Origin of the sequence: Microbacterium sp. NPDC077184, from assembly GCF_040687055.1 — a bacterium.
In the GTDB taxonomy this organism is placed as follows: domain Bacteria; phylum Actinomycetota; class Actinomycetes; order Actinomycetales; family Microbacteriaceae; genus Microbacterium.
Genome location: NZ_JBFBMM010000005.1, coordinates 31,035 through 49,420 on the forward strand (window position 1 = coordinate 31,035; position 18,386 = coordinate 49,420).

Annotated in this window: 14 protein-coding genes and 1 riboswitch; of the genes, 12 read left to right on the top strand and 2 right to left on the bottom strand. The window is 72.0% G+C overall.

What is annotated here, in order from left to right:
• The first annotated feature begins 27 nt into the window (after positions 1-27).
• From AB0O93_RS10435 to AB0O93_RS10450, 4 genes are read left to right on the top strand one after another with little or no spacing between them, the layout of a single operon-like run.
• Entirely contained in the window at positions 28-441 is a 414-nt protein-coding gene (locus AB0O93_RS10435; protein ID WP_363343047.1) for a hypothetical protein, read from the top strand.
• Between the two features lie 16 nt (positions 442-457).
• Complete coding sequence (locus tag AB0O93_RS10440; protein ID WP_363343049.1) at positions 458-1,909, top strand: ferredoxin reductase family protein; 1,452 nt, start codon at positions 458-460, stop codon at positions 1,907-1,909.
• Between the two features lie 32 nt (positions 1,910-1,941).
• A complete protein-coding gene (locus tag AB0O93_RS10445; protein ID WP_363343051.1) occupies positions 1,942-2,490 on the top strand; it encodes an FMN-binding protein in 549 nt (182 codons plus the stop codon).
• The gene (locus tag AB0O93_RS10450; RefSeq protein ID WP_363343053.1) at positions 2,487-3,296 is read left to right on the top strand and encodes an FAD:protein FMN transferase; all 810 of its coding nucleotides are present in this window, start codon (positions 2,487-2,489) and stop codon (positions 3,294-3,296) included. Before AB0O93_RS10445 ends, AB0O93_RS10450 begins: the two co-directional genes overlap by 4 nt.
• Before the next feature lie 127 nt (positions 3,297-3,423).
• Here the strand turns inward: AB0O93_RS10450 and AB0O93_RS10455 are convergent, their stop codons facing one another.
• Positions 3,424-3,594 carry a hypothetical protein gene (locus AB0O93_RS10455; protein WP_363343055.1) on the bottom strand — a complete coding sequence of 57 codons (171 nt, stop codon included), beginning with the start codon at positions 3,592-3,594 and terminating at the stop codon, positions 3,424-3,426.
• A gap of 368 nt (positions 3,595-3,962) precedes the next feature.
• A riboswitch (TPP riboswitch) is annotated at positions 3,963-4,054 on the top strand.
• Here AB0O93_RS10455 and thiM point away from each other — a divergent pair.
• The 7 genes from thiM to AB0O93_RS10490 all read left to right on the top strand — a co-directional run bounded on the left by thiM (position 4,046) and on the right by AB0O93_RS10490 (position 12,342).
• On the top strand, positions 4,046-4,882 hold the full coding sequence (gene thiM / locus AB0O93_RS10460) for a hydroxyethylthiazole kinase (protein ID WP_363343057.1): 837 nt from the start codon (positions 4,046-4,048) through the stop codon (positions 4,880-4,882). It overlaps the preceding riboswitch by 9 nt.
• On the top strand, positions 4,879-5,550 hold the full coding sequence (thiE, locus tag AB0O93_RS10465) for a thiamine phosphate synthase (protein WP_363343059.1): 672 nt from the start codon (positions 4,879-4,881) through the stop codon (positions 5,548-5,550). Before thiM ends, thiE begins: the two co-directional genes overlap by 4 nt.
• Positions 5,547-7,097: a bifunctional hydroxymethylpyrimidine kinase/phosphomethylpyrimidine kinase gene (locus AB0O93_RS10470; protein WP_363343061.1), complete on the top strand. Its 1,551-nt coding sequence runs from the start codon at positions 5,547-5,549 to the stop codon at positions 7,095-7,097. Before thiE ends, AB0O93_RS10470 begins: the two co-directional genes overlap by 4 nt.
• Positions 7,098-7,201: 104 nt before the next feature.
• The gene (locus AB0O93_RS10475; RefSeq protein ID WP_363343063.1) at positions 7,202-7,756 is read left to right on the top strand and encodes a hypothetical protein; all 555 of its coding nucleotides are present in this window, start codon (positions 7,202-7,204) and stop codon (positions 7,754-7,756) included.
• A 52-nt stretch (positions 7,757-7,808) separates the two neighbouring features.
• A complete protein-coding gene (locus AB0O93_RS10480; protein ID WP_363343065.1) occupies positions 7,809-8,513 on the top strand; it encodes a CPBP family glutamic-type intramembrane protease in 705 nt (234 codons plus the stop codon).
• A gap of 887 nt (positions 8,514-9,400) precedes the next feature.
• The gene (locus tag AB0O93_RS10485) at positions 9,401-10,792 is read left to right on the top strand and encodes a DUF2254 domain-containing protein (RefSeq protein ID WP_363343067.1); all 1,392 of its coding nucleotides are present in this window, start codon (positions 9,401-9,403) and stop codon (positions 10,790-10,792) included.
• 359 nt (positions 10,793-11,151) lie between these two features.
• Positions 11,152-12,342, top strand: coding sequence for a hypothetical protein (locus AB0O93_RS10490; RefSeq protein WP_363343069.1), 1,191 nt, complete (start codon positions 11,152-11,154; stop codon positions 12,340-12,342).
• On the opposite strand, the gene AB0O93_RS10495 is transcribed toward AB0O93_RS10490, so the two are convergent.
• Positions 12,321-13,340: a serine hydrolase domain-containing protein gene (locus tag AB0O93_RS10495; RefSeq protein WP_363343071.1), complete on the bottom strand. Its 1,020-nt coding sequence runs from the start codon at positions 13,338-13,340 to the stop codon at positions 12,321-12,323. The two genes, AB0O93_RS10490 and AB0O93_RS10495, sit on opposite strands and share 22 nt — an antisense overlap.
• 628 nt (positions 13,341-13,968) lie before the next feature.
• Here AB0O93_RS10495 and AB0O93_RS10500 point away from each other — a divergent pair.
• On the top strand, positions 13,969-18,177 hold the full coding sequence (locus AB0O93_RS10500; protein ID WP_363343073.1) for a DUF5979 domain-containing protein: 4,209 nt from the start codon (positions 13,969-13,971) through the stop codon (positions 18,175-18,177).
• Positions 18,178-18,386 lie beyond the last annotated feature (209 nt).

Below are 18,386 nucleotides of genomic sequence, written 5' to 3' on the forward strand. Positions count from 1 at the left end.
TGGGAGCTGCCGGACACCGTGGACGTCATGGCACACACACCCGATGACACCCCGACCGCTCCGGCGTCGCCGCCGCACGATCCGCTGCCCGCGGACCCCGGCGATGCGGTGACCGCCGCGGCCCCCGCAACGTCCACGACCCCCGCGGGCCCCGTCCCGTCGCGCTCGACGCGACCTCGGTGGCAGCTGATCACCGCCGCGTCCGTCGCGGGGGCGCTCCTCCTCGGGATCGGATTCGCCGGCGGGTGGGGTGTCTCCGTTGCGAGCGGATCCGCGGGGTCGATCGGTGAGGGATTCGATCGACCGGGTGACGACGGCATCGGGGGTCCGGGGCAGCGACCGCACGACGACGACGCCCGTCCGTTCGGTGACCACGACGGAGACCGTGCCGGCGGCCCCGATGACGACGGCGACATCGATGACGACGGCGACGCGTCGTAGAGATCGGGGAGACACCATGACCGCGACGACCCTCGCCCCGACCGCCCCGACCGCCCCGACCGCGTCGCCCGCGTCGCCGGCGCTGCCGGCATCCGTTCCCCTGGCCGCGCGGCGACGGACCGTCGCCGCCTGGAACCTCGGCGCGGTGCTGTTCCTCTGGGCCACGAGCCTGTTCGTCGCCCTGCTCTGGGTCGTCGGCGGCGGCGTCGACGCGGTGGGCGGCGGCGGCGCCGAGGCATTGAACAGCCTCGGGCGTCTCACCGGCCTCGTTGCGTCGAATCTCCTGCTGTACCAGGTGCTCCTCATGGCCCGCGTGCCACTGTTCGAGCGCGGATTCGGCCGCGACGCCCTCACCCGCGCACACCGCACGACGGGCTTCTGGTCGTTCTGGCTGATGCTCGCCCACATCGGACTCCTCGTGGCCGGTTACGCCGCCGCGGCGGGGATCGACCCGCTCGCGCAGCTGTGGGAGTTCGTCTGGGACTACCCGGGCATGCTCCTCGCGACCATCGGCACCCTCCTCATCGTCGGGGTGACCGTCACCTCGATCCGTCGCGCGCGTCGTCGACTCCGCTACGAGTCGTGGCACCTCCTGCACCTGTACGCCTACATCGGCGTCGGCCTCGCCCTGCCGCACCAGCTGTGGACCGGCGCCGACTTCACCGCCCTTCCCGCAGCCGCCGTCTACTGGTGGACGCTGTGGGCCGCGGCCGCGGCGGCGGTGCTCATCTTCCGGATCGGTCTGCCGCTGGCACGATCACTGCGTCACGGCATCCGTGTGACGGATGTCGAGCGGGACGGGGATGCCGGCATCACGGTCCACATGCAGGGGCGGGCGCTGGGGCGGCTGCGGGCGCGCGCCGGGCAGTTCTTCGTGTGGCGGTTCCTGGACGGCCCCGGCTGGACGCGCGGGCACCCGTTCTCGCTCTCGGCCGCGCCGACCGCGGACCGTCTGTCGATCTCGGCCCACGTCGTCGGCGACGGCACCGCGCGCCTCGCGCGGCTGCGGCCCGGGACGCGGGTGCTCATCGAGGGCCCGTACGGACACCTCACCGGCGAGGCGCGCACCACCCCGAAGCTGCTGATGATCGGAGCCGGCGCGGGAGTCGCGCCGCTCGTGTCGCTTCTCAAGGGAGAGGCGTACGCCCCCGGCGCCGCGACGCTGATCACCCGGGATTCCACGGCGGGCGCGGCGTTGCGTTCCGACGCGATCACGCGGCTGGTGCGAGAGCGGGGCTTGCGCCACGTGCCGCTGATCGGCCGGCGCGCGGCATCCGAATCGACCTGGCTCCCCGCCACGCACGCGCGGTGGAGCGGACGCGAGGCGCTGCGCCACCTCGCACCCGACCTGCAGGAGTACGACGCCTACGTCTGCGGACCGGCGGGATGGATGGACTCCGTCGTCGCCGACCTCCGCGCCGCCGGGGTCCCGCGGGCGCGCATCCACACCGAATCGTTCAGCATCTGATCGGCATCCGATCGTCCTTCGAGGAGCGCATCATGAAGAAGATCGTCTACAGCATCCTGGTCACCCTGAGCGGCCTGGTGCTGCTCTTCGGGTACCGCACGTCGCACGTCGAGGCTCCGGCGGCCGCGCTCGATTCCGCGAGCACGGCCGGAACGGATGCCGCGGCCGCCGCGGGGTCGGGCGGGACCGGTTCGGCGTCCGCGACGGCGTCGGGGTCGGCGGCCGCGACAGGGTCGGGGGCCGCGACCGATACGGGGGCGGGAGCGTCGGACGCGGCATCCGCGTCGACGAGCAGCGGGTTCACGGACGGCACCTACACCGGCACCACGGCGGGCACACGCTACGGCCCGGTCCAGGTGCAGATCACGGTGGCGGGCGGGCAGATCACCGATGTGCAGGTGCCGCAGTATCCGTCGGGGAATTCGCGCGACCGCCAGATCAACGAGCGCGCGCTGCCGGTGCTCGTGTCCGAGACGATCGACGCGCAGTCCGCCGAGATCCACATGGTGTCCGGCGCGACGTACACGAGCGACGGCTACACGCGGTCGCTGCAGAGCGCGCTCGATGAGGCGCGGGCATGACCGCCGCCCGGCGGCGGCCGCCGCGCCACGTGCATGCCGCTCCGGTCATGGGAAGCACTGCGAGCATCCACGTCATCGGCGACCTCGCGCCGGTCGCCTTCGCAGACGTCGTTCGCGGATGCATGACCGAGCTGCGGCGGGCGGATCGGGTCTTCTCGACGTACCGCGACGACTCCGACCTCCGTCGCATCGCGCGGGGCGAGCTCGCGGTCTGGGACGCCGACCCCCTCTACGCCAAGGTCGTCGCGGCGTGCGCCGCGGCCGAGCGCGACACGGGCGGCCTCTTCCGCGCCGAGTTCGCGGGGGAGTTCGATCCGACCGGTCTCGTGAAGGGATGGGCCGTCGAACGCGCGGCGAGGATGTGGCTCGCTCCGCTGCTCGACGAGCCGGGGCGGGTGCAGGCTGCGGGTCTCACCGTCGGCGGCGACATGCAGCTCTTCGCGGCGGACGGCGCGGACTGGACGTGGAACGTCGGCATCGTCGATCCCGCGGATGCCGGCCGGGTGATCGCGACGGTTCCGGTGCGCAACGGTGCCGTCGCGACATCCGGAACCGCGGAGCGGGGCGCGCACATCGTCGACCCGCGCACGGGAGCGCCCGCGACGGGGGCGGCGTCGGCGACGGTGATCGCCGACAGTCTCACCCGCGCCGACGTGTTCGCCACCGCCGCGGTGGTCGCGGGGATCGAGGACCTGTCCTGGGCGGGGCGGATCCCGGAAGCGTCGGGGGTCGTGGTGAGTCCGGACGGAAGGGTGCGGCGCTTCCTCGGCGGGATCGAGGTGCAGACCTCACCCGCCGCCGCGTGAGGGGCGGCGTGCGCGCGGCTGCGCGTGAAACCGTGGGGAGAAATCGGCGGATTCAGCGTCTGAGACCGGGGTGCGGGCCTGATTCGCCCCGGGGTTTCACCGCGGGGTCTCTGGCGGCGCCCCGGTGTCAGCCCCAGACGCCGTATCCGCGGCGCTGGTCGGTGGCGGGGTCGTGGTGCGGCTGGGGCGTGCCCGCCTCGGCGCCGCCCGAGCGGCGCGAGTCGTAGGTCTCGGTCGCCGGCCGGAAGAACTGCCGGATGCGGGCGAACAGCGACGGCCGGCGCGGGTTGGAGGACATGCCGCGAGAGTAACCCGGTGTGGCCCGCGGGGCCAGGGGCCGTGCGCCGGTCCACGCGGTGAAGAACGCGGGGTGAGCGGCCGTTTCGGGCCGTGCGGCCGGGTGCCGGGCCCCGGATATGCCGCGTTCTTGACCGGAAACGGCCGAGAACGACGCGGCAGTAGAGGCCGCCTCGGCGCGCCGCAGAGGACGCCGGTCGAGGCGGTCTCGGCCGCACCTCGTGAAACCCCGGGGAGAAATCGACGTCTCCGGCCGCGACACGCCGCCGACACGACCGAATCTCCCCGCGCTTTCACCGCGCTGCGGCTCCGGACCGGCCGGACCGGCCGGCCGACCCCCGGCATCCGGGCCTCGGTAGGGTGGAGCGCACACGTGACACGGGGTGCCCCACGGGGCTGAGATGACACCCGTCGAACCTGATCTAGTTCGTACTAGCGAAGGGATGTCGCGCATGACGCGCACGCCACAGCACCTGCTCGAGTTCTCCGTCGATGCGCTGCAGGAGGTGCGGAGATCCGCGCCCCTTGTGCACTGCATCACCAACAGCGTCGTGGTGAATTTCACCGCGAACGCGCTGCTCGCCCTCGGGGCGTCGGCCGCGATGGTCGACATCCCCGACGAGGCGGGGCCCTTCGCGGCCATCGCCTCGGGGCTCCTCGTCAACCTCGGGACGCCGACCGCCGAGCAACGCACCGCGATGCGGGAGGCGGTGACATCGGCGACGGATGCCGGGACCCCGTGGGTCCTCGACCCGGTCGCCGTCGGCGCGCTTCCGGTGCGGACGCCGCTCGGCTTCGAGCTGCGGGATGCCGGTCCGACGATCGTCCGGGGGAACGCCTCCGAGATCATCGCGGTCGGCGGTGCCGGGGTGGGCGGGCGCGGCGTCGACGCCGCCGACGACCTCGCCGCCGCCGAGCCGCACGCCCGCGCCCTCGCCCTCCGGACCGGCGGCATCGTCGCGGTCTCTGGCCCGGTCGACCTCGTGACCGACGGACGCGAGAGCGTTCGGATCTCCAACGGCACTCCGCTCCTGACGCAGGTCACGGGCGGCGGCTGCGCGCTCGGCGCGGTCATGGCGGCCTTCGCGGCCGTCAATGACGACCGTCTCGCCACCACCGTCGCTGCGATCACGGTGTACACGGTCGCCGCGCAGCGCGCCGCGGCGCGGGCGAGCGGTCCCGGCAGCTTCGCGGTGGGGTTCCTCGACGCGCTCGCCGAGGTCGACGGCGATGCGCTCCGCCGCGCGGCGGTCATCTCGATCGACGCGACCGGGGAGTCGCCCGCATGACCCGCCTCGACCTCTCGGTCTACCTCGTCACCGACACACGTCAGGCGACGGGTGCCGGGCACGACCTCGTCGACGTCGCCGTCGCCGCCGCGCGCGGCGGAGTCACCGCGGTGCAGGTGCGGGAGAAGGATGCCGCCGCGGCGGCGTTCCTCGACACCGTCGTCCGCCTCGCCGAGGCGCTGCCCGACGAGGTCGCGCTGCTCGTCAACGACCGCGTCGACGTCTACCTCGCCGCGCGCCGGGCGTTCCCGCGCGGGTTCGCCGGCCGCGCCCACGGCGTGCACGTCGGCCAGTCCGATCTGCCGGCGCCGGTCGTGCGGGAACTCATCGGCGACGACACCGTGCTCGGACTCAGCGCCGCGACTCCGGCACAGCTTGCCGAGGCCGCGTCGAGCCCGGCGCGCATCGACTACGTCGGGATCGGCGCGCTCCACGTCACGCAGACGAAGAAGGATGCGCCCGCACCGCTCGGGCATGCGCGGTTCGCCGAGCTCGCGGCATCCGTCGCCATGCCGTCCGTCGCGATCGGGGGCGTGACCGCCGCCGATCTGCCGCGGCTGCGAGCCGCCGGGGCAGCCGGTGCCGCGGTGGTGTCGGCGGTGTGCGCGGCGGCGGATCCGGCATCCGCTGCCCGAGAACTTCGGCGTGCGTGGGAGGTCGGCGAATGAGCGGGCGGCTGCGGGTCGTGCCGCGGGCCGTGCCGCGGGTGCTGAGCGTCGCGGGGACGGACCCGACCGGCGGGGCGGGCGTCCAGGCCGATCTCAAGAGCATCGCCGCGAACGGCGGATACGGCATGGCGGTGGTCACCGCGCTCGTCGCGCAGAACACGCGTGGGGTGCGCGCGGTCCATATGCCGCCCGTGGAATTCCTCGCCCAGCAGCTGGATGCCGTCTCGGACGACGTCGCGATCGACGCCGTGAAGATCGGGATGCTCGGCACGGTCGAGGTGATCCACGCGGTCGAGGAGTGGCTCGTGCGGGTGCGTCCGCCGGTGGTCGTGCTGGACCCGGTCATGATCGCCACGAGCGGCGATCGCCTGCTCGACCGCGAAGCCGAGGAGGCGCTGCGGGCGCTCGTCGCGCGGGTCGACCTGGTGACGCCGAACATTCCGGAGCTCGCGATCCTTGCGGGGGAGCCGGTGGCGACGGGCTGGGACGAGGTGCTCGCGCAGGCGGCGCGCGTCGCCGACCGGCACGGCGTGTGCGTGCTCGCCAAGGGCGGGCACCTCGGGCGTGAGGACGGCGGACAGCGGATGCCGGACGCACTCGTGTCTCCCGACGGCGACGTGGTCGAGTTCTCCGGCATCCGGATCGACACGTCGAACACGCACGGCACCGGGTGCTCGCTGTCGGCGGCGCTCGCGACCCGCGTCGCGCGAACGGGGGACTGGGCGACGGCGACGGCGGAGACCAAGCGATGGCTGGCCGAGAGCATCCGGCACGGCGCGGAGCTCGAGGTCGGGCACGGGAACGGCCCGGTCAGCCACTTCGCGGGGCTCTGGGCGCGCGGCGGGCTGTCGACGCGCCCGACGCCCGAGGCTGTGCGGAACGACTGGTGGGAGGAGATCGCGACGGAGCGTGCCGCGATCGATGCGCTGCCGTTCGTCCGCGGGCTGGGTGACGGCACACTCGCCCGAGACGAGTTCACGGCCTACCTCGCCCAGGATGCGCTGTACCTCCGCGACTACGCGCGGGTGCTCGCGGAGGCCAGCCGACGAGCCCCCGACCAGGAGGCGCAGGCGTTCTGGGCCCTCGGCGCGCACGGGGCGCTGGCCGCCGAGATGCAGCTGCACGAGAGCTGGCTGGGGGAGTCCGCGGGAACGGATGCCGTCACCCCGGCGCCCGTCACGGTCGCGTACCTCGACCATCTGCTCGCCGTCGCCGCGCGGGGAGACTACGCGGTGCTCATCGCGGGGCTGCTGCCCTGCTTCTGGCTGTATCAGGATGTCGGAACCCGCCTGCATGCTCTGTCCCATGCCGATCACCCCTACCGCTCCTGGCTCGACACCTACGGAGACGCGGCGTTCGCGGCATCCACCGCCCGGGCGATCGAGATCGTGACGACGGCCGCCGCGGCGGCGGACGAGGGAACGCGTGCGGCGATGCTCGGGGCGTTCCTCCGGTCGTCGCGCCACGAAGTCGCGTTCTTCGCCGAGGCCGGGAAGACGCTCGCTCCCGCAGCGCGGCAGCGGCACGCGATCGTTACCGGGTTGTAACTGTGGCAATTCTGCGTTTTTCCTGAGAGTCGCTATGGTTGCTCGGACATAGACCTGCCCGAGGGTCGCTACACAACCACTCCCCAAAAGATACGGAACTCCCCATGAAGAAATCCCTCGCGGCTGTCGCAGTTGCCGGTGCCATCGTCTTGACCGGCGCTTCCGCGGCCCACGCCTATCCCGTCGACATCGGCTGCACCGTCAGCCCCGGAACCGTCGCCGTCGGCCAGTCGGCCACGATCAGCTGCGTCGCGTTCAACGACGACTTCCCCGCCACCTTCACCGTCACCGGCCCCGGCGTCGTCCAGGGCGTGACCCTCACCTCGGTCTCCGCGTCCGCGGTGAGCTCGGCATCCGTCACGAAGGATGTCGTGAACGGTGAGACCTCGGCGACCTTCACCCCGCCGACCGCGGCCGAGTACGAGATCACCGTCACGCAGGACGGCGGCGAGTTCGGTTCCTTCGCCGACTCGCTCGCGATCACCGTCATCGAGGGCTCGGCCTCCGGCGGCACCGGCGGCTCCGGCGCGGAGGGCGGCCTGCCCGCCACCGGTGGCGACGTCCCCGGCGCAGCTCTGTGGCTCGGCGTCGGCGCGCTCGGCGTCGGCGGCATCGCGGTTGCGGCCGCGGCGGCACGTCGCCGCGCATCGCGCGTCTGACCTCGCTGAATCCGCGCACTCCGCGGTGACAACGCTCACGAAAGACGGTCGGGTGGCCTACACCCGGCCGTCTTTCGCGCTCGCCGTGGCAGCGGCGGCATGGCTCGTGACCGCGGGGCTGTTGCTGTGGACCGACGAGGGCGCCGGTGCGGACGGGACCGGACCCGGGTGGTTCTGGATGCTCGGCGAGCTCGAACGCCCCTTGCTGGCGCTCGCCTTCGTCGCGCTCCCGCTCACGGCGGGTGCTCTGGTCGCCGCGCGGTGGGCGGGGCGCGGTGCGGTCGGGCGGGTGCTCGGAATCCGTCCGTGGCGATGGAATGACGCCCTCGTGGGTGTGGCGATCGCGCTCGTGGTGCGCGCCGCCGTCGAGGTGGTCCAGCCGACGACCGGGACCCTCGGCGGACCGTTCGGCGCCCCGGTCGGCGTCGTCACGGTCGGCGTGCTGGGGGCGGTCGTAGTGGCGCCCGTCGTGGAGGAGGTGTTCTTCCGCGGGTTGATGCTGCGCGCGATCGTCGATGCCCTTGCGGGGTGGGTTCGCGTGGTTGCCGCCGTCATCGCGGTGGCCGTGTCGACGGTGGCGTTCGTGGTGCTCCACCTGGTCACGCTCGGACCGCTGGCGCCGGTGGGCCTCCTGGTCGGGACGATCGGGATCGGAGTCGGATGCGGGGTGCTCGCGGTGGTGACCGGACGGATCGGCGGCGCCCTCGTCGCACACGTCGTTTTCAACGCCCTCGGCATCCTTCTCATCGTTCTCTAACCGTTTTCGGGTGCTTTTCGGCTGTTTTGTCCCCCGAAAGGCCTACAGACGTCGGCTGTGGCGCCTGCGTAGGCTGGAGCTCGAGAGTACGGACCCCAGCCTGCTCTTCATGTCCGTCCTAGATCGTCGCTTCGGGTGCGACTCGTATCATCCGGACGGGCAGCGGCCCGCGGCCCCCCACCGCGGGCCGCTTCATTTTTGCCCGGGGGCGGTGTCGCGGGTGCGGCCGGTCTGCCGGAAGCGGCTCCGTGCTGTACCGAACTCCTCCGTTTCGCGCGCCGGTCGGCCTCTCAGCGGAGTGTTCGCGCGCACCGCCGCCGTTCTTGAGGAGTTGGGCCCGCCCCACCGGCCGAAAGCCGGATCCGGAGGCCCCACCTCCCCGGTTCACGTGTCGCCTCGTGCGGGTGCTGCCGCTTCCCACCCGCAGGACGCGACGAGTGAACGGAGGACTGCCCGGCGAGTCACCGATCTCGGCGACGGATCATCCCTCCGATCAGGATGCCGACGATGACCGCCGCCGCGATCCAGAGCGCGATCGCGGCGGCGATGAAGATGACTGCGGAGACGACGTCGTCCATCACAGATCCCCCTCCCCAGGGGTATCCAGCGGGAGGATCGGGCACCCTCCGTGCGAGAACTGTACGCCCGGATGCCGGCGCGTGGGCTTGCGGCCGCGAAACGATCCGGTATCGCTTCGCCCGCGTACCGAACTCCTCTTGTCCGAGACGAACACCGCCCAAGTGAGCCGCCTCGGGCACCGGGGCCCCGATGCTGAGGAGTTCGGTACGCGATTTTCCGACGACCCGGGTCCGGTGCCCCCGCTACCGCTCGCGTTCCCGGACCGCAAGGGCCCGGCATCCGTCGACGGTGCGCGAGATGATCGACCCATGAGTTCCTCCACCCGCGCCACGTCCGGAACCGACGCGCGGCGCCGGGGGTGGTGGGCGCGGGTGAACGAGTCGATCGAGTCGCGACTGTGGCCGGTGCCGTTCACCGTCGTCGTGCTCGCCGTGCTCGTGGGCATCGTGATGCCGCAGCTCGACATCGCCGTCGACGAGTCCCTCCCCGACACCGTCGACTCGCTCGTCTTCAACGGCGGCGCGGAGACCGCGCGCACCGTCCTCTCCTCGATCGCAGGGTCGCTCATCACCGTGACCTCGCTGACGTTCTCGCTCACCGTCGTGGCGCTGCAGCTCGCCAGCAGCCAGGCGTCTCCGCGGGTCCTTCGGTTGTTCGCCCGCGACCGCCAGGTGCACTGGACGCTCGCCGCCTTCCTCGGAACCTTCGCGTACTCGCTCACGGTCCTCCGCTCGGTGCGCTCCGACACCGAGCAGATCCCCGAGTTCGTCCCGCGTATCGCGGTCACACTCGGCTTCCTCCTCACGCTTGTGAGCGTCGGCACCCTCGTCTTCTTCCTCGCACATCTGGCCGCGCAGCTGCGCGTCGAGACGATGCTCAAAGACATCCATGCCGAGACCGACCGGACGATCGACCGGGTGTCGGCGCGCAACCGGGCGGCTCAGGGGGCGCGAGAGCCCGGCATCCGTCCCGACGAGCCGCACGTCACGAAGACGACATCGAGCGGCTTCGTCACCGCCCACGACCACGCGCGCCTCGTCGACATCGCGTCGGAACACGACCTGGTGATCGAGGAACGCGTGCGGGTCGGCGCGAACATCGTGGCGGGGATGCCGCTCGTGGCGTGGTGGGATGTGCAGCCGCATCCGAATCCCGGCTCCGAACGCCGCGCGGGGGAGCGTCAAGCTGAGATCGACGACGCGGTCCGCGGCGCGTACGGAATCGGGTACGAGCGGACCGCCTCCGAAGACATCGAGTACGGAGTCGAGCAGATCCTCGACATCGGACTGCGGGCGCTGTCGCCCGGAGTGAACGATCCGACCACGGCTGTCCACGCGCTCGGGCACCTGAGCGCGGTCGTCACGCGCATCGTCGACATGCCGGTGCTCCCGCGGGTGCTCGCCGGCGACGACGGGTCGCCGCGCGTGATCACCATCGCACCCGCCGCCGATGAGCAGGTCGACACCGCCCTGAGCCCGATGCGTCACTACGGCGGGGAGCACCCGGCGGTGGTCGCGCGGTTCGTGCAGGCGGTCGACGAGATCGCCACGCTCAGCACGGATGCCGCGGTGCGCGCCGCGCTGACCCGCCAACTCGACGCGCTCGCCGCGCAGATCGGACCGGGATCGGGAACAGATCCGGCGGCGACGGAGCGGGGGCTGTCCGCCGTCGCCGCGGTCCGGGCGCGGCACGGGCTGTGAACGGGGGCACGGCGGGCGTGAGCCGGTCGGTCACAGGGTCGAGGCGGACCGAACTCCGTCATTCCGGCGGCGCACGGGCCGGATGAGGCCGGTTTCGGCGCTTTCGAAGCCGGATCGGAGGAGTTAGGTGCACGGCGGTCGGTGCAGGGTGAGCGTTACGCGGGTGCCTGGCGTGGCGTCCGTCTCCGCGCCGGCGCCGGTCGGTCAGAGTATCGCGGCGAACCGAACTCCTCTTTTCCAGCGGCCCGCGGGCCGGGAGACCGGGTTTCGGGGGATGCTGGCACGGATCGGAGGAGTTCGGTACGGCCTCTCGCGGAGACCGGCGCGACGAACGAGGCGGAGCAGCGGGAAGGACCGGAATGAGAGAGCAGATTCCGCGCGGCACGGCCGCGTTCGCCTCAACCACGACCGCCGATGCGCAGGCCGCCGCGCCGGCGCTCGCGCCGGCTGAGACGGTCGCGGAGACGGCCGCCTCATCGCGCGCCGCGCAGTACCTCCTCATGGCGATGTCGTCGCTGAGCGGGACGACGCCGGAGGGCGACGTGCTCGATGCGCCCGTCGTCGCCCCGGTCGGCCCGCGCGCCACGCGACCCCCGAGTGAGCCTCTCGACCTCCCGGCCGCCGCGGCTCTCTACGCGACGGTCGCCGCCACCGGCGACCCGACCGCCCTCGCCCGCCTGCTCGCCGGTCGCCTCCGCGACACCGCCCCCGTCGAAGCCGCGGCCGCGGCCGCCGCACTGCAGGCGATGATGCCCGATCACCCCGGGGCGGTGGCTGCGCTGGCGCGGCTGACCCGATCGTCGGACCCGCTCGCCCGAGCGATCGCCCAGACCACCGCGACCGCCCAGACCACCGCGACCACCGCAACCACCCCGCCCACCGCCACCACCTCACCGACCCCGCCCACCCGCTCGCGCACCGCGGTCAGCACCACCGTGCACGGCACGTTCGCGATGCTCGGCGACACCGGCTCCCGCTGGTACATCCCGGGTGCACCGCTCCACGACCACCTCGAGGCCCGCGTCGGCCGCAACCTCTACGACGGCCCGGGCTTCTTCACCTGGTCAGGGCAGTATTCCGAACCCGCGCGCCGCGCCGCCGGCGACGCGCTCGTCGCGTGGACGTCCGCCGCAACGGATGCCGGCACCCTCGACGTCGTCTACGCCCACAGTCACGGCGGCACGGTCGCGCTGAACGCGGCATCCGTCGGGCAACGCATCCGGGTTCTGGTCTTGATGCACGCGCCGGCGGTCGAACGGACCCCCGAGGAGTGGGCGGCGATCCGTCGTGCCGTCGATCGGGTCATCGTGCTGCGCACCCGCTTCGACCTCGTCGTGCTGGCCGACACGCTCGCGAGCCGCATCCGTCCGCCGCGCTCGCGGACGACGTTCGCGCAGGCCGACCTGCCGCACGAGCTCATCGACCCCACGCAGTCCGAGGTCGAGGCGCCCATCGACCTCTTCTCGCACGACTATTTCCTGCGCGTGGCGACCTGGGAGCGCGATCGGCTCGCCGACCGGGTTCGGCGTCAGCCGATCAGCTCGACGTAGCGCCCGATCACGGGCCAGGCGCCTTCGGACGTGTTCGCGAGGATCGACACCGTCGCGCGCGTTCCGGGGTCGAATCGGGACCGGCCCGAGACTCCGGCGTCGTATCCCTCGAGCAGGATGCCGGACCCGTCGAGGTCGAGCCAGAACCCCGCGCCGTACCGCAGCTCTTCGTCGTCGACGGTCGCGCGCGGACGGACGAGGTCGTGCACGGCATCCGTCGGCAGCAACGTGCCGTCCGTCAGCGCCCGCCAGAACCGGCTCAGGTCGGCCGCGGTCGTGAAGACGCCGCCGTCGCCGCTGCCGCGCACGGGGAGGTGCAGCACGTTGGTGCGGTCGTCCTCGGCGTCGAACAGGTAGCCGCGCGCGGCGTCACCGGGGAGAGTGTCCATGCGGAGATATCCGGTGCGCGTCATCCCGGCGGGGGTGAACACGCGGTCCGCGACCACGTCGTGGAACGGGATGCCGCTCGCGCGCTCGGCGATGAGGGCGAGCACGACGTAGCCACTGTTGTTGTACGCGAACGTCGTGCCGGGGGAGGTGACCTGCGGACGACCGTCGAGCACCGGAAGGAATGCCTCGGTGGTGTCGAGGCGGTGCGTCGGGACGTCCAGGACGTAGTCCGTGATCTCGCCGTCGCCTGATTCGTCGAGGTAGTCGCCGATCCCCGAGGTGTGGGTGAGCAGCTGACCGACGGTGACGGCGTCGTCGATGAGAGGCAGATCATCGCGAAGGATGCCGCGCACCGCGGTGTCGGCGGCGAGCACGCCGTCGCGGATCAGGGCGCGCACCGCGACGGCGGTGAACCCCTTGGCGATGCTGGCGACGCCGAATCGCGTGTCCACCGTGTTGACGACGCCGTGGGCGCGATCGGCGAAGCCGTAGGCGCACGCTCCGACGAGGTCGCCGTCGACGTCGACCGATACGACGCCGTCGAAGCCGGAGTTGCGCGCGACGGTGTCCAGGGCCGCGAACAGGGCGGGGAAGTCGGGGGTCGCCATCATCCGACCCTATCCAGAAAGGGCTTTCCGGTACGGGGTGCGCCGCCCGAGCCGTACCGAACTCCTCCGATCCGGTTCCGAAAAGGTGCACCGGATGCCGTCCGGGCCCGGACGGCGTCGCTTTTGAGGAGTTACGTACGCCGCCGCCCGCCCGCCCCCGCCCGCCGCCCGCCGCCCGCCCCCGCCCGCCGTGCGTCGCCCTCCGCCTCGCACGCCCGGCCGACCGTGACCCCCGCATGGGGGTCATTTCCCCCGGGGAACCAGACGTGAATCCACCCGCCTCGTGACGGGGCATCGGAGATCTCGCCGCGAATTCTTGCGCGGGAGAATGCTCTTCTTGAGCAAAAACTGAGACACGCCGTGAATTGCGCATGTGTGCATGAGCACCGATAGGTTCAAAGGCAGTGCGCGATCTGCGCCGGGGGAATTCTCGTTGTGACACACCTGGGGGTGCGACACAACACCGCTCGGCCTGCCGCGCCGCAGCGATGACGCACCGCGAAGGGTCCCTTCGTCGTGCGTTTTTCGCGCGCAATGCCGTTCGGGATTGTGGGGAAATGCGCCTTTTCCGAGGCGCTGTTCGTCGCGCCCGCGGTACGGAATACGACCCGGAACAAAGGTGAAAAACGTGCGTACGCATTTGTCGAGATGGATCGGCGCCCTCGCTGCCGCTGCCGTCGTCTTCTCGGGGGTGATCGTCGGCGCACCCGCCGCGATCGCCGCGCCGAACACGGAGATCGTCGTCTCTCCCGTCACCGTCGAGAGCATCGACGGCGGACAGGCCACGATCGGCGACATCCTGACCCTGAAGGGCGCATGGGACGCCACGAACGCCGACCCGAAGCCGGGCGACACGTTCACCGTGGGTCTGCCGCCGGAGCTCGCGTTCCCGGAGGCGATCCCGTTCCAGCTGCTCGGCGCCGACGGCACGGTGTGGGGCTCGTGCCTCACCGACCCGACCACCGGCACCGCGGAATGCACCCTGTCGGATGCCGTCATCGATCGCCCCGAGCAGGTCAAGGGCACCTTCGAGCTCGAGATCGAGGCGGTCCTCGCCACGACGGAGGAGGCGCTGACGTTCGACCTCAACGGCGAGCTCGTCCTCGTCGACCTTCCCGGCGACGGCGGGATCTCGGACGGCATCGTCCTCCCCACCGACTGGGACAAGTCCGGCTCGCTCAACGGCGACAAGTGGTCGATGACCTGGACGATCAACGTCCCCGGCGCGAGCCTCGCCGGCAACGACACCGTCCGCATCCTCGACGATCTCGGCGACAACCACGTGCTGTGCGAGCCGTCGAAGCTCCGCGTGCAGACCGTCCGCGGATCCGCCACCACCGACGTCACCTCCCTCGCCGCGATCGCGACGGACGTCGACGCCCCGTACGACTTCGCCATCGACCTCACCGCCCCCGAGGGCGGCTTCGACCGCACCGTCACGTACCGGATCACGTACACCACCTGCACGCCGGGCGGGGAGATCGACCCGAAGGGCACGGTCTACGAGAACGAGGCGTTCATCGCCGCCTTCGGCGACCGCGGACAGAAGTCCGGCGTCATCGGCGTGACCCAGGACTGGGCGTTCTCCGGCACCGTCACCAAGTCCGGTTCCGTCCTGGGCGGCGCGCAGCGCAACGGCACCATCCGTTGGACCGTCACCGTCGCCGGCGACCACCTCGCCGGCAAGGACGCGTTCACCCTCGCCGACACCCTCAGCGGACCCCACGAGGTGCGCGACACCACGGTGTCCGGCATCCGCGTCTACGAGCGCTACGGCCCGAGCACCGTCCGTCAGCGCGAGATCACGAACCAGCTCGACATCACGCCGGTCGCCACGACCGCCGGGTCCTTCACCGCCTCGCTCGCGATCAAGGAGGGTGCGGAGTTCGCCTTCCAGCCGCTCCAGCACCTGTATCTCATCACCTACGAGACCTACGCCACGACCGACGGCCTCCCCGAAGCGGGGACGGCTTTCGGCAACTCCGCGTCGGTCGACCTCGCCACGGCCGGTACCGAGACGAAGGTCCCCGGGCGTTCGGAGGGCAAGGGCGGATCGGTGAACACCTCCGCGGTCACCCTCGACGGCATCCGCTACTTCCCGCAGACGACGATGAACTGGAGCGTCCGCGTTCCGGGGCAGAAGCTCGCCGCCCTCGACAGCGACCTGACGATCGTCGACACCCTCACCGGCGCGCACGAGGTGTGCGGCACGGGTGGCGACATCGCCGCGCGACTGGGGCTCCGCGTCCAGGCGGTCGACCAGATCTCGGGCGGGGGTCTGCCGACCGTCGATCTGACCGAGAGCGCGACGGCGACCCTCGGCGTCGACCCGGAGACGGGCGAGCCGCAGTTCACCGTCGTCGTGCCGCGCCCGACCCTGCCGCTTCCGGGCGGCGGCACCGAGACCGGCTTCAGCCGTGAGTACCAGTACCTCGTCACCTACACCACCTGCACCACCAGCGGTGGAATGGATGCCCCGGGCACGCGCTACGGCAACACCGCAGAGCTGAACGGCCTGACCTACACGCAGTCGGTCGTGCAGAACAACCGCGGCAGCGGAACCGGCGAGGGCGTGACGCGCGGCTCGGTCTCGATCGCCAAGAGCCTCGCCGACACCCCCGGTGCCGCGTTCGTCGCCGACGGCACCTTCTTCACCGTCCATGTGAAGGAGATCGACCCGCAGGGCGCCGTCCAGATCGAGTACGACCTGCGCGTTCCGCTGAACGGCGACCCCGTCAGTGGGCCGAACTCCCGCGGAACCGGCTGGACCGCCGAGCTCAGCGAGCCGACCTTCCCGAACGTTCCGGGCGTCACCTTCGGCACGCCCCGCTTCACTGCGGGTGAGAACGTGACGGTCAGTGAGGACGGGTCGGTGGCCACGGCATCCCTCACCCCGGGCGCGAACATCGACGTGTCCCTCACCAACACCGCGCAGCTCGGATCGCTCGAGGTGACGAAGTCGGTCGAGGGCGGCGCGGCCGACCGGGTCGACCCCGAGCAGCGGTACAGCCTGACCGCGGCGATCGACGTCTCGGGCCTCGGCGAGGGGTTCCCCGCGCAGGAGGACCGGACCTTCACCGTCACCGCGGGTGAGCCGTACGTCCTGACCGACCTGCCGATCGGGGCGACCGTCACCTTCAGCGAGACACTGCCGGAGGACGACGACATCCTGACCTGGTCGCCCGCGACCATCACGCCCGAGAGCATCGTGGTCGAGCCCGGCTTCGCCGCCGAGCCCGGCGCGATCTCGGTGGTGAACACCGTCGAGCGCACGGTCGGCACGTTCCTCCTCGAGAAGACCGTCACCGGCGCGCAGGCCGAGAACCCCGCCGTCCCCGAGGACGTCACCGTCACCGCCACCTGGACCCAGGACGGCGTCGACGGACAGAAGACCCTGACCGTCCCCGTCGACGGCACCCCGGTGCCCTTCGGCGAGAACCTCCTCATCGGCACCGTCGTGACGCTCACCGAGATGCCGCTCGTCGACGGCTCGAGCATCGCGTGGGGCGCCCCGGTGTGGTCCGGCGCCGGTGTCACCGTCGACGGCGAGAGCGCCGACGTCGTCATCGGTCGGAACGCCGAGGCCCTCGTGTCGCTGGAGAACCACGCCGCGACGTCGACCGCCGGCATCCGCATCCTGAAGGGGATCGCCGGAGCCGCCGCGGGCGAGGTCGACCCCGACGTCACCTTCCCCGTCACCGCGACGTGGACGGATGCCGAGGGCCAGACCCAGACCCGCGAGCTCGAGATCAACGCCGTCGAGCCGATCTCGCTCGGCGAGGAGCTGCCCGCGGGCACGGTCGTCACCCTCACCGAGGGCGAGCGTCCCGGCTTCCCGACCGTGACGTGGGGCGACATCGTCATCAGCGGCGCGAACGTCGGCGACAACGGCGACGGCAGCGCGACGGTCATCGTGTCGGACCTGCAGTCCGACTCGACGCTGGTCACCGTGCTCAACGAGGCGAACTGGGCCCCGGGCACCCTGACGGTCGCGAAGACCGTCGAGGGGATCCGCGCCGACCACCCCGACCTGCCCGAGACCGTCACGGTCGTGGCGTCCTGGACGGAGTGGACGGATGCCGGCGAGACCCCGCGGTCGGTCGAACTGACCGTCCCCACCGACGGTACTCCCGTGGCGCTCGGTCAGGACCTGCCGCACCTCACGGAGGTGACCCTCACCGAGCTCGACCCCGGGCACGGCGCGAGCTTCACCTGGGGTGTGCCGGAGTGGTCGGGCGAGGGCATCCGTGTGCTCGAGGACGGCTCGGCTCTGGTGACGATCCAGGCGGCGACGGATGCCGAGATCGGCCTCGTCAACACCGCCGAGCCGGTGCTCGGCGAGCTCGCACTGGTGAAGGAACTCGACGGCGCGGGCGCGGGGGAGGTGCTCACGGGCACGGTGTTCCCGGTGACCGTGTCGTGGGTGGACCTCTCCGGTGAGGCGCAGGAGCGCGCCGTCGAGGTGCGCGCCGGAGCGGAGACGGTGGTCTCCGACCTGCCGATCGGCGTCGAGCTGACCCTCGTGGAGGGGGCGGCGACCCTGCCGGACTCCGTCCGCTGGGACGGGGCGTCGTGGGCCACCGCTGATGAGGCCGTGACCCTCGCGTCCGACGGGGCGACGGCGACCGCCGTACTCGCCGCGCGCGAGGCCGGAGTGGTGGGCGTTGCCGCGGCGGTCACGCTGACGAACACGATCGACGAGGCTCCGGCGCTCGCCGTGACCGGTGCGCCCTTCGTGTGGAGCACGATCGCCGTCCTCGGTGCGCTGCTGCTCGCCGCGGGTGCCGCGCTGGTGATCCTCCGGGTGCGTCGCCCGCGCGTCACCGGCGAAGGCTGAACGTAACTCCTCAGATCCGGGTCGGGAGGTGCCGCAGGGTGCCCTCCCGGCCCGGATCGCCGCATATGTGAGGAGTTAGGTACGCCGCCCGACCCGCACACGGCCGCCCGCCCCCGCCCGGCCGGGCGCGCGGCCACCCCGGCCGTTTTGGCCCGCACCCCGGGATGCCGTAAGGTTGACCTTTGGCGTCCGGCTCAGCTGACCCGGCT

Bases quoted from the DNA above. Each gene is read 5' to 3' on its own strand.
- AB0O93_RS10490 (WP_363343069.1), top strand. From the start codon at position 11,152: ATGAGAGAGCAGATTCCGCGCGGCACGGCCGCGTTCGCCTCAACCACG.
- AB0O93_RS10455 (WP_363343055.1), bottom strand. From the start codon at position 3,594: ATGTCCTCCAACCCGCGCCGGCCGTCGCTGTTCGCCCGCATCCGGCAG.
- AB0O93_RS10445 (WP_363343051.1), top strand. From the start codon at position 1,942: ATGAAGAAGATCGTCTACAGCATCCTGGTCACCCTGAGCGGCCTGGTG.
- AB0O93_RS10485 (WP_363343067.1), top strand. From the start codon at position 9,401: ATGAGTTCCTCCACCCGCGCCACGTCCGGAACCGACGCGCGGCGCCGG.
- AB0O93_RS10475 (WP_363343063.1), top strand. From the start codon at position 7,202: ATGAAGAAATCCCTCGCGGCTGTCGCAGTTGCCGGTGCCATCGTCTTG.
- AB0O93_RS10470 (WP_363343061.1), top strand. From the start codon at position 5,547: ATGAGCGGGCGGCTGCGGGTCGTGCCGCGGGCCGTGCCGCGGGTGCTG.
- AB0O93_RS10440 (WP_363343049.1), top strand. From the start codon at position 458: ATGACCGCGACGACCCTCGCCCCGACCGCCCCGACCGCCCCGACCGCG.
- AB0O93_RS10450 (WP_363343053.1), top strand. From the start codon at position 2,487: ATGACCGCCGCCCGGCGGCGGCCGCCGCGCCACGTGCATGCCGCTCCG.
- thiE (WP_363343059.1), top strand. From the start codon at position 4,879: ATGACCCGCCTCGACCTCTCGGTCTACCTCGTCACCGACACACGTCAG.
- thiM (WP_363343057.1), top strand. From the start codon at position 4,046: ATGACGCGCACGCCACAGCACCTGCTCGAGTTCTCCGTCGATGCGCTG.
- AB0O93_RS10435 (WP_363343047.1), top strand. From the start codon at position 28: ATGGCACACACACCCGATGACACCCCGACCGCTCCGGCGTCGCCGCCG.
- AB0O93_RS10495 (WP_363343071.1), bottom strand. From the start codon at position 13,340: ATGGCGACCCCCGACTTCCCCGCCCTGTTCGCGGCCCTGGACACCGTC.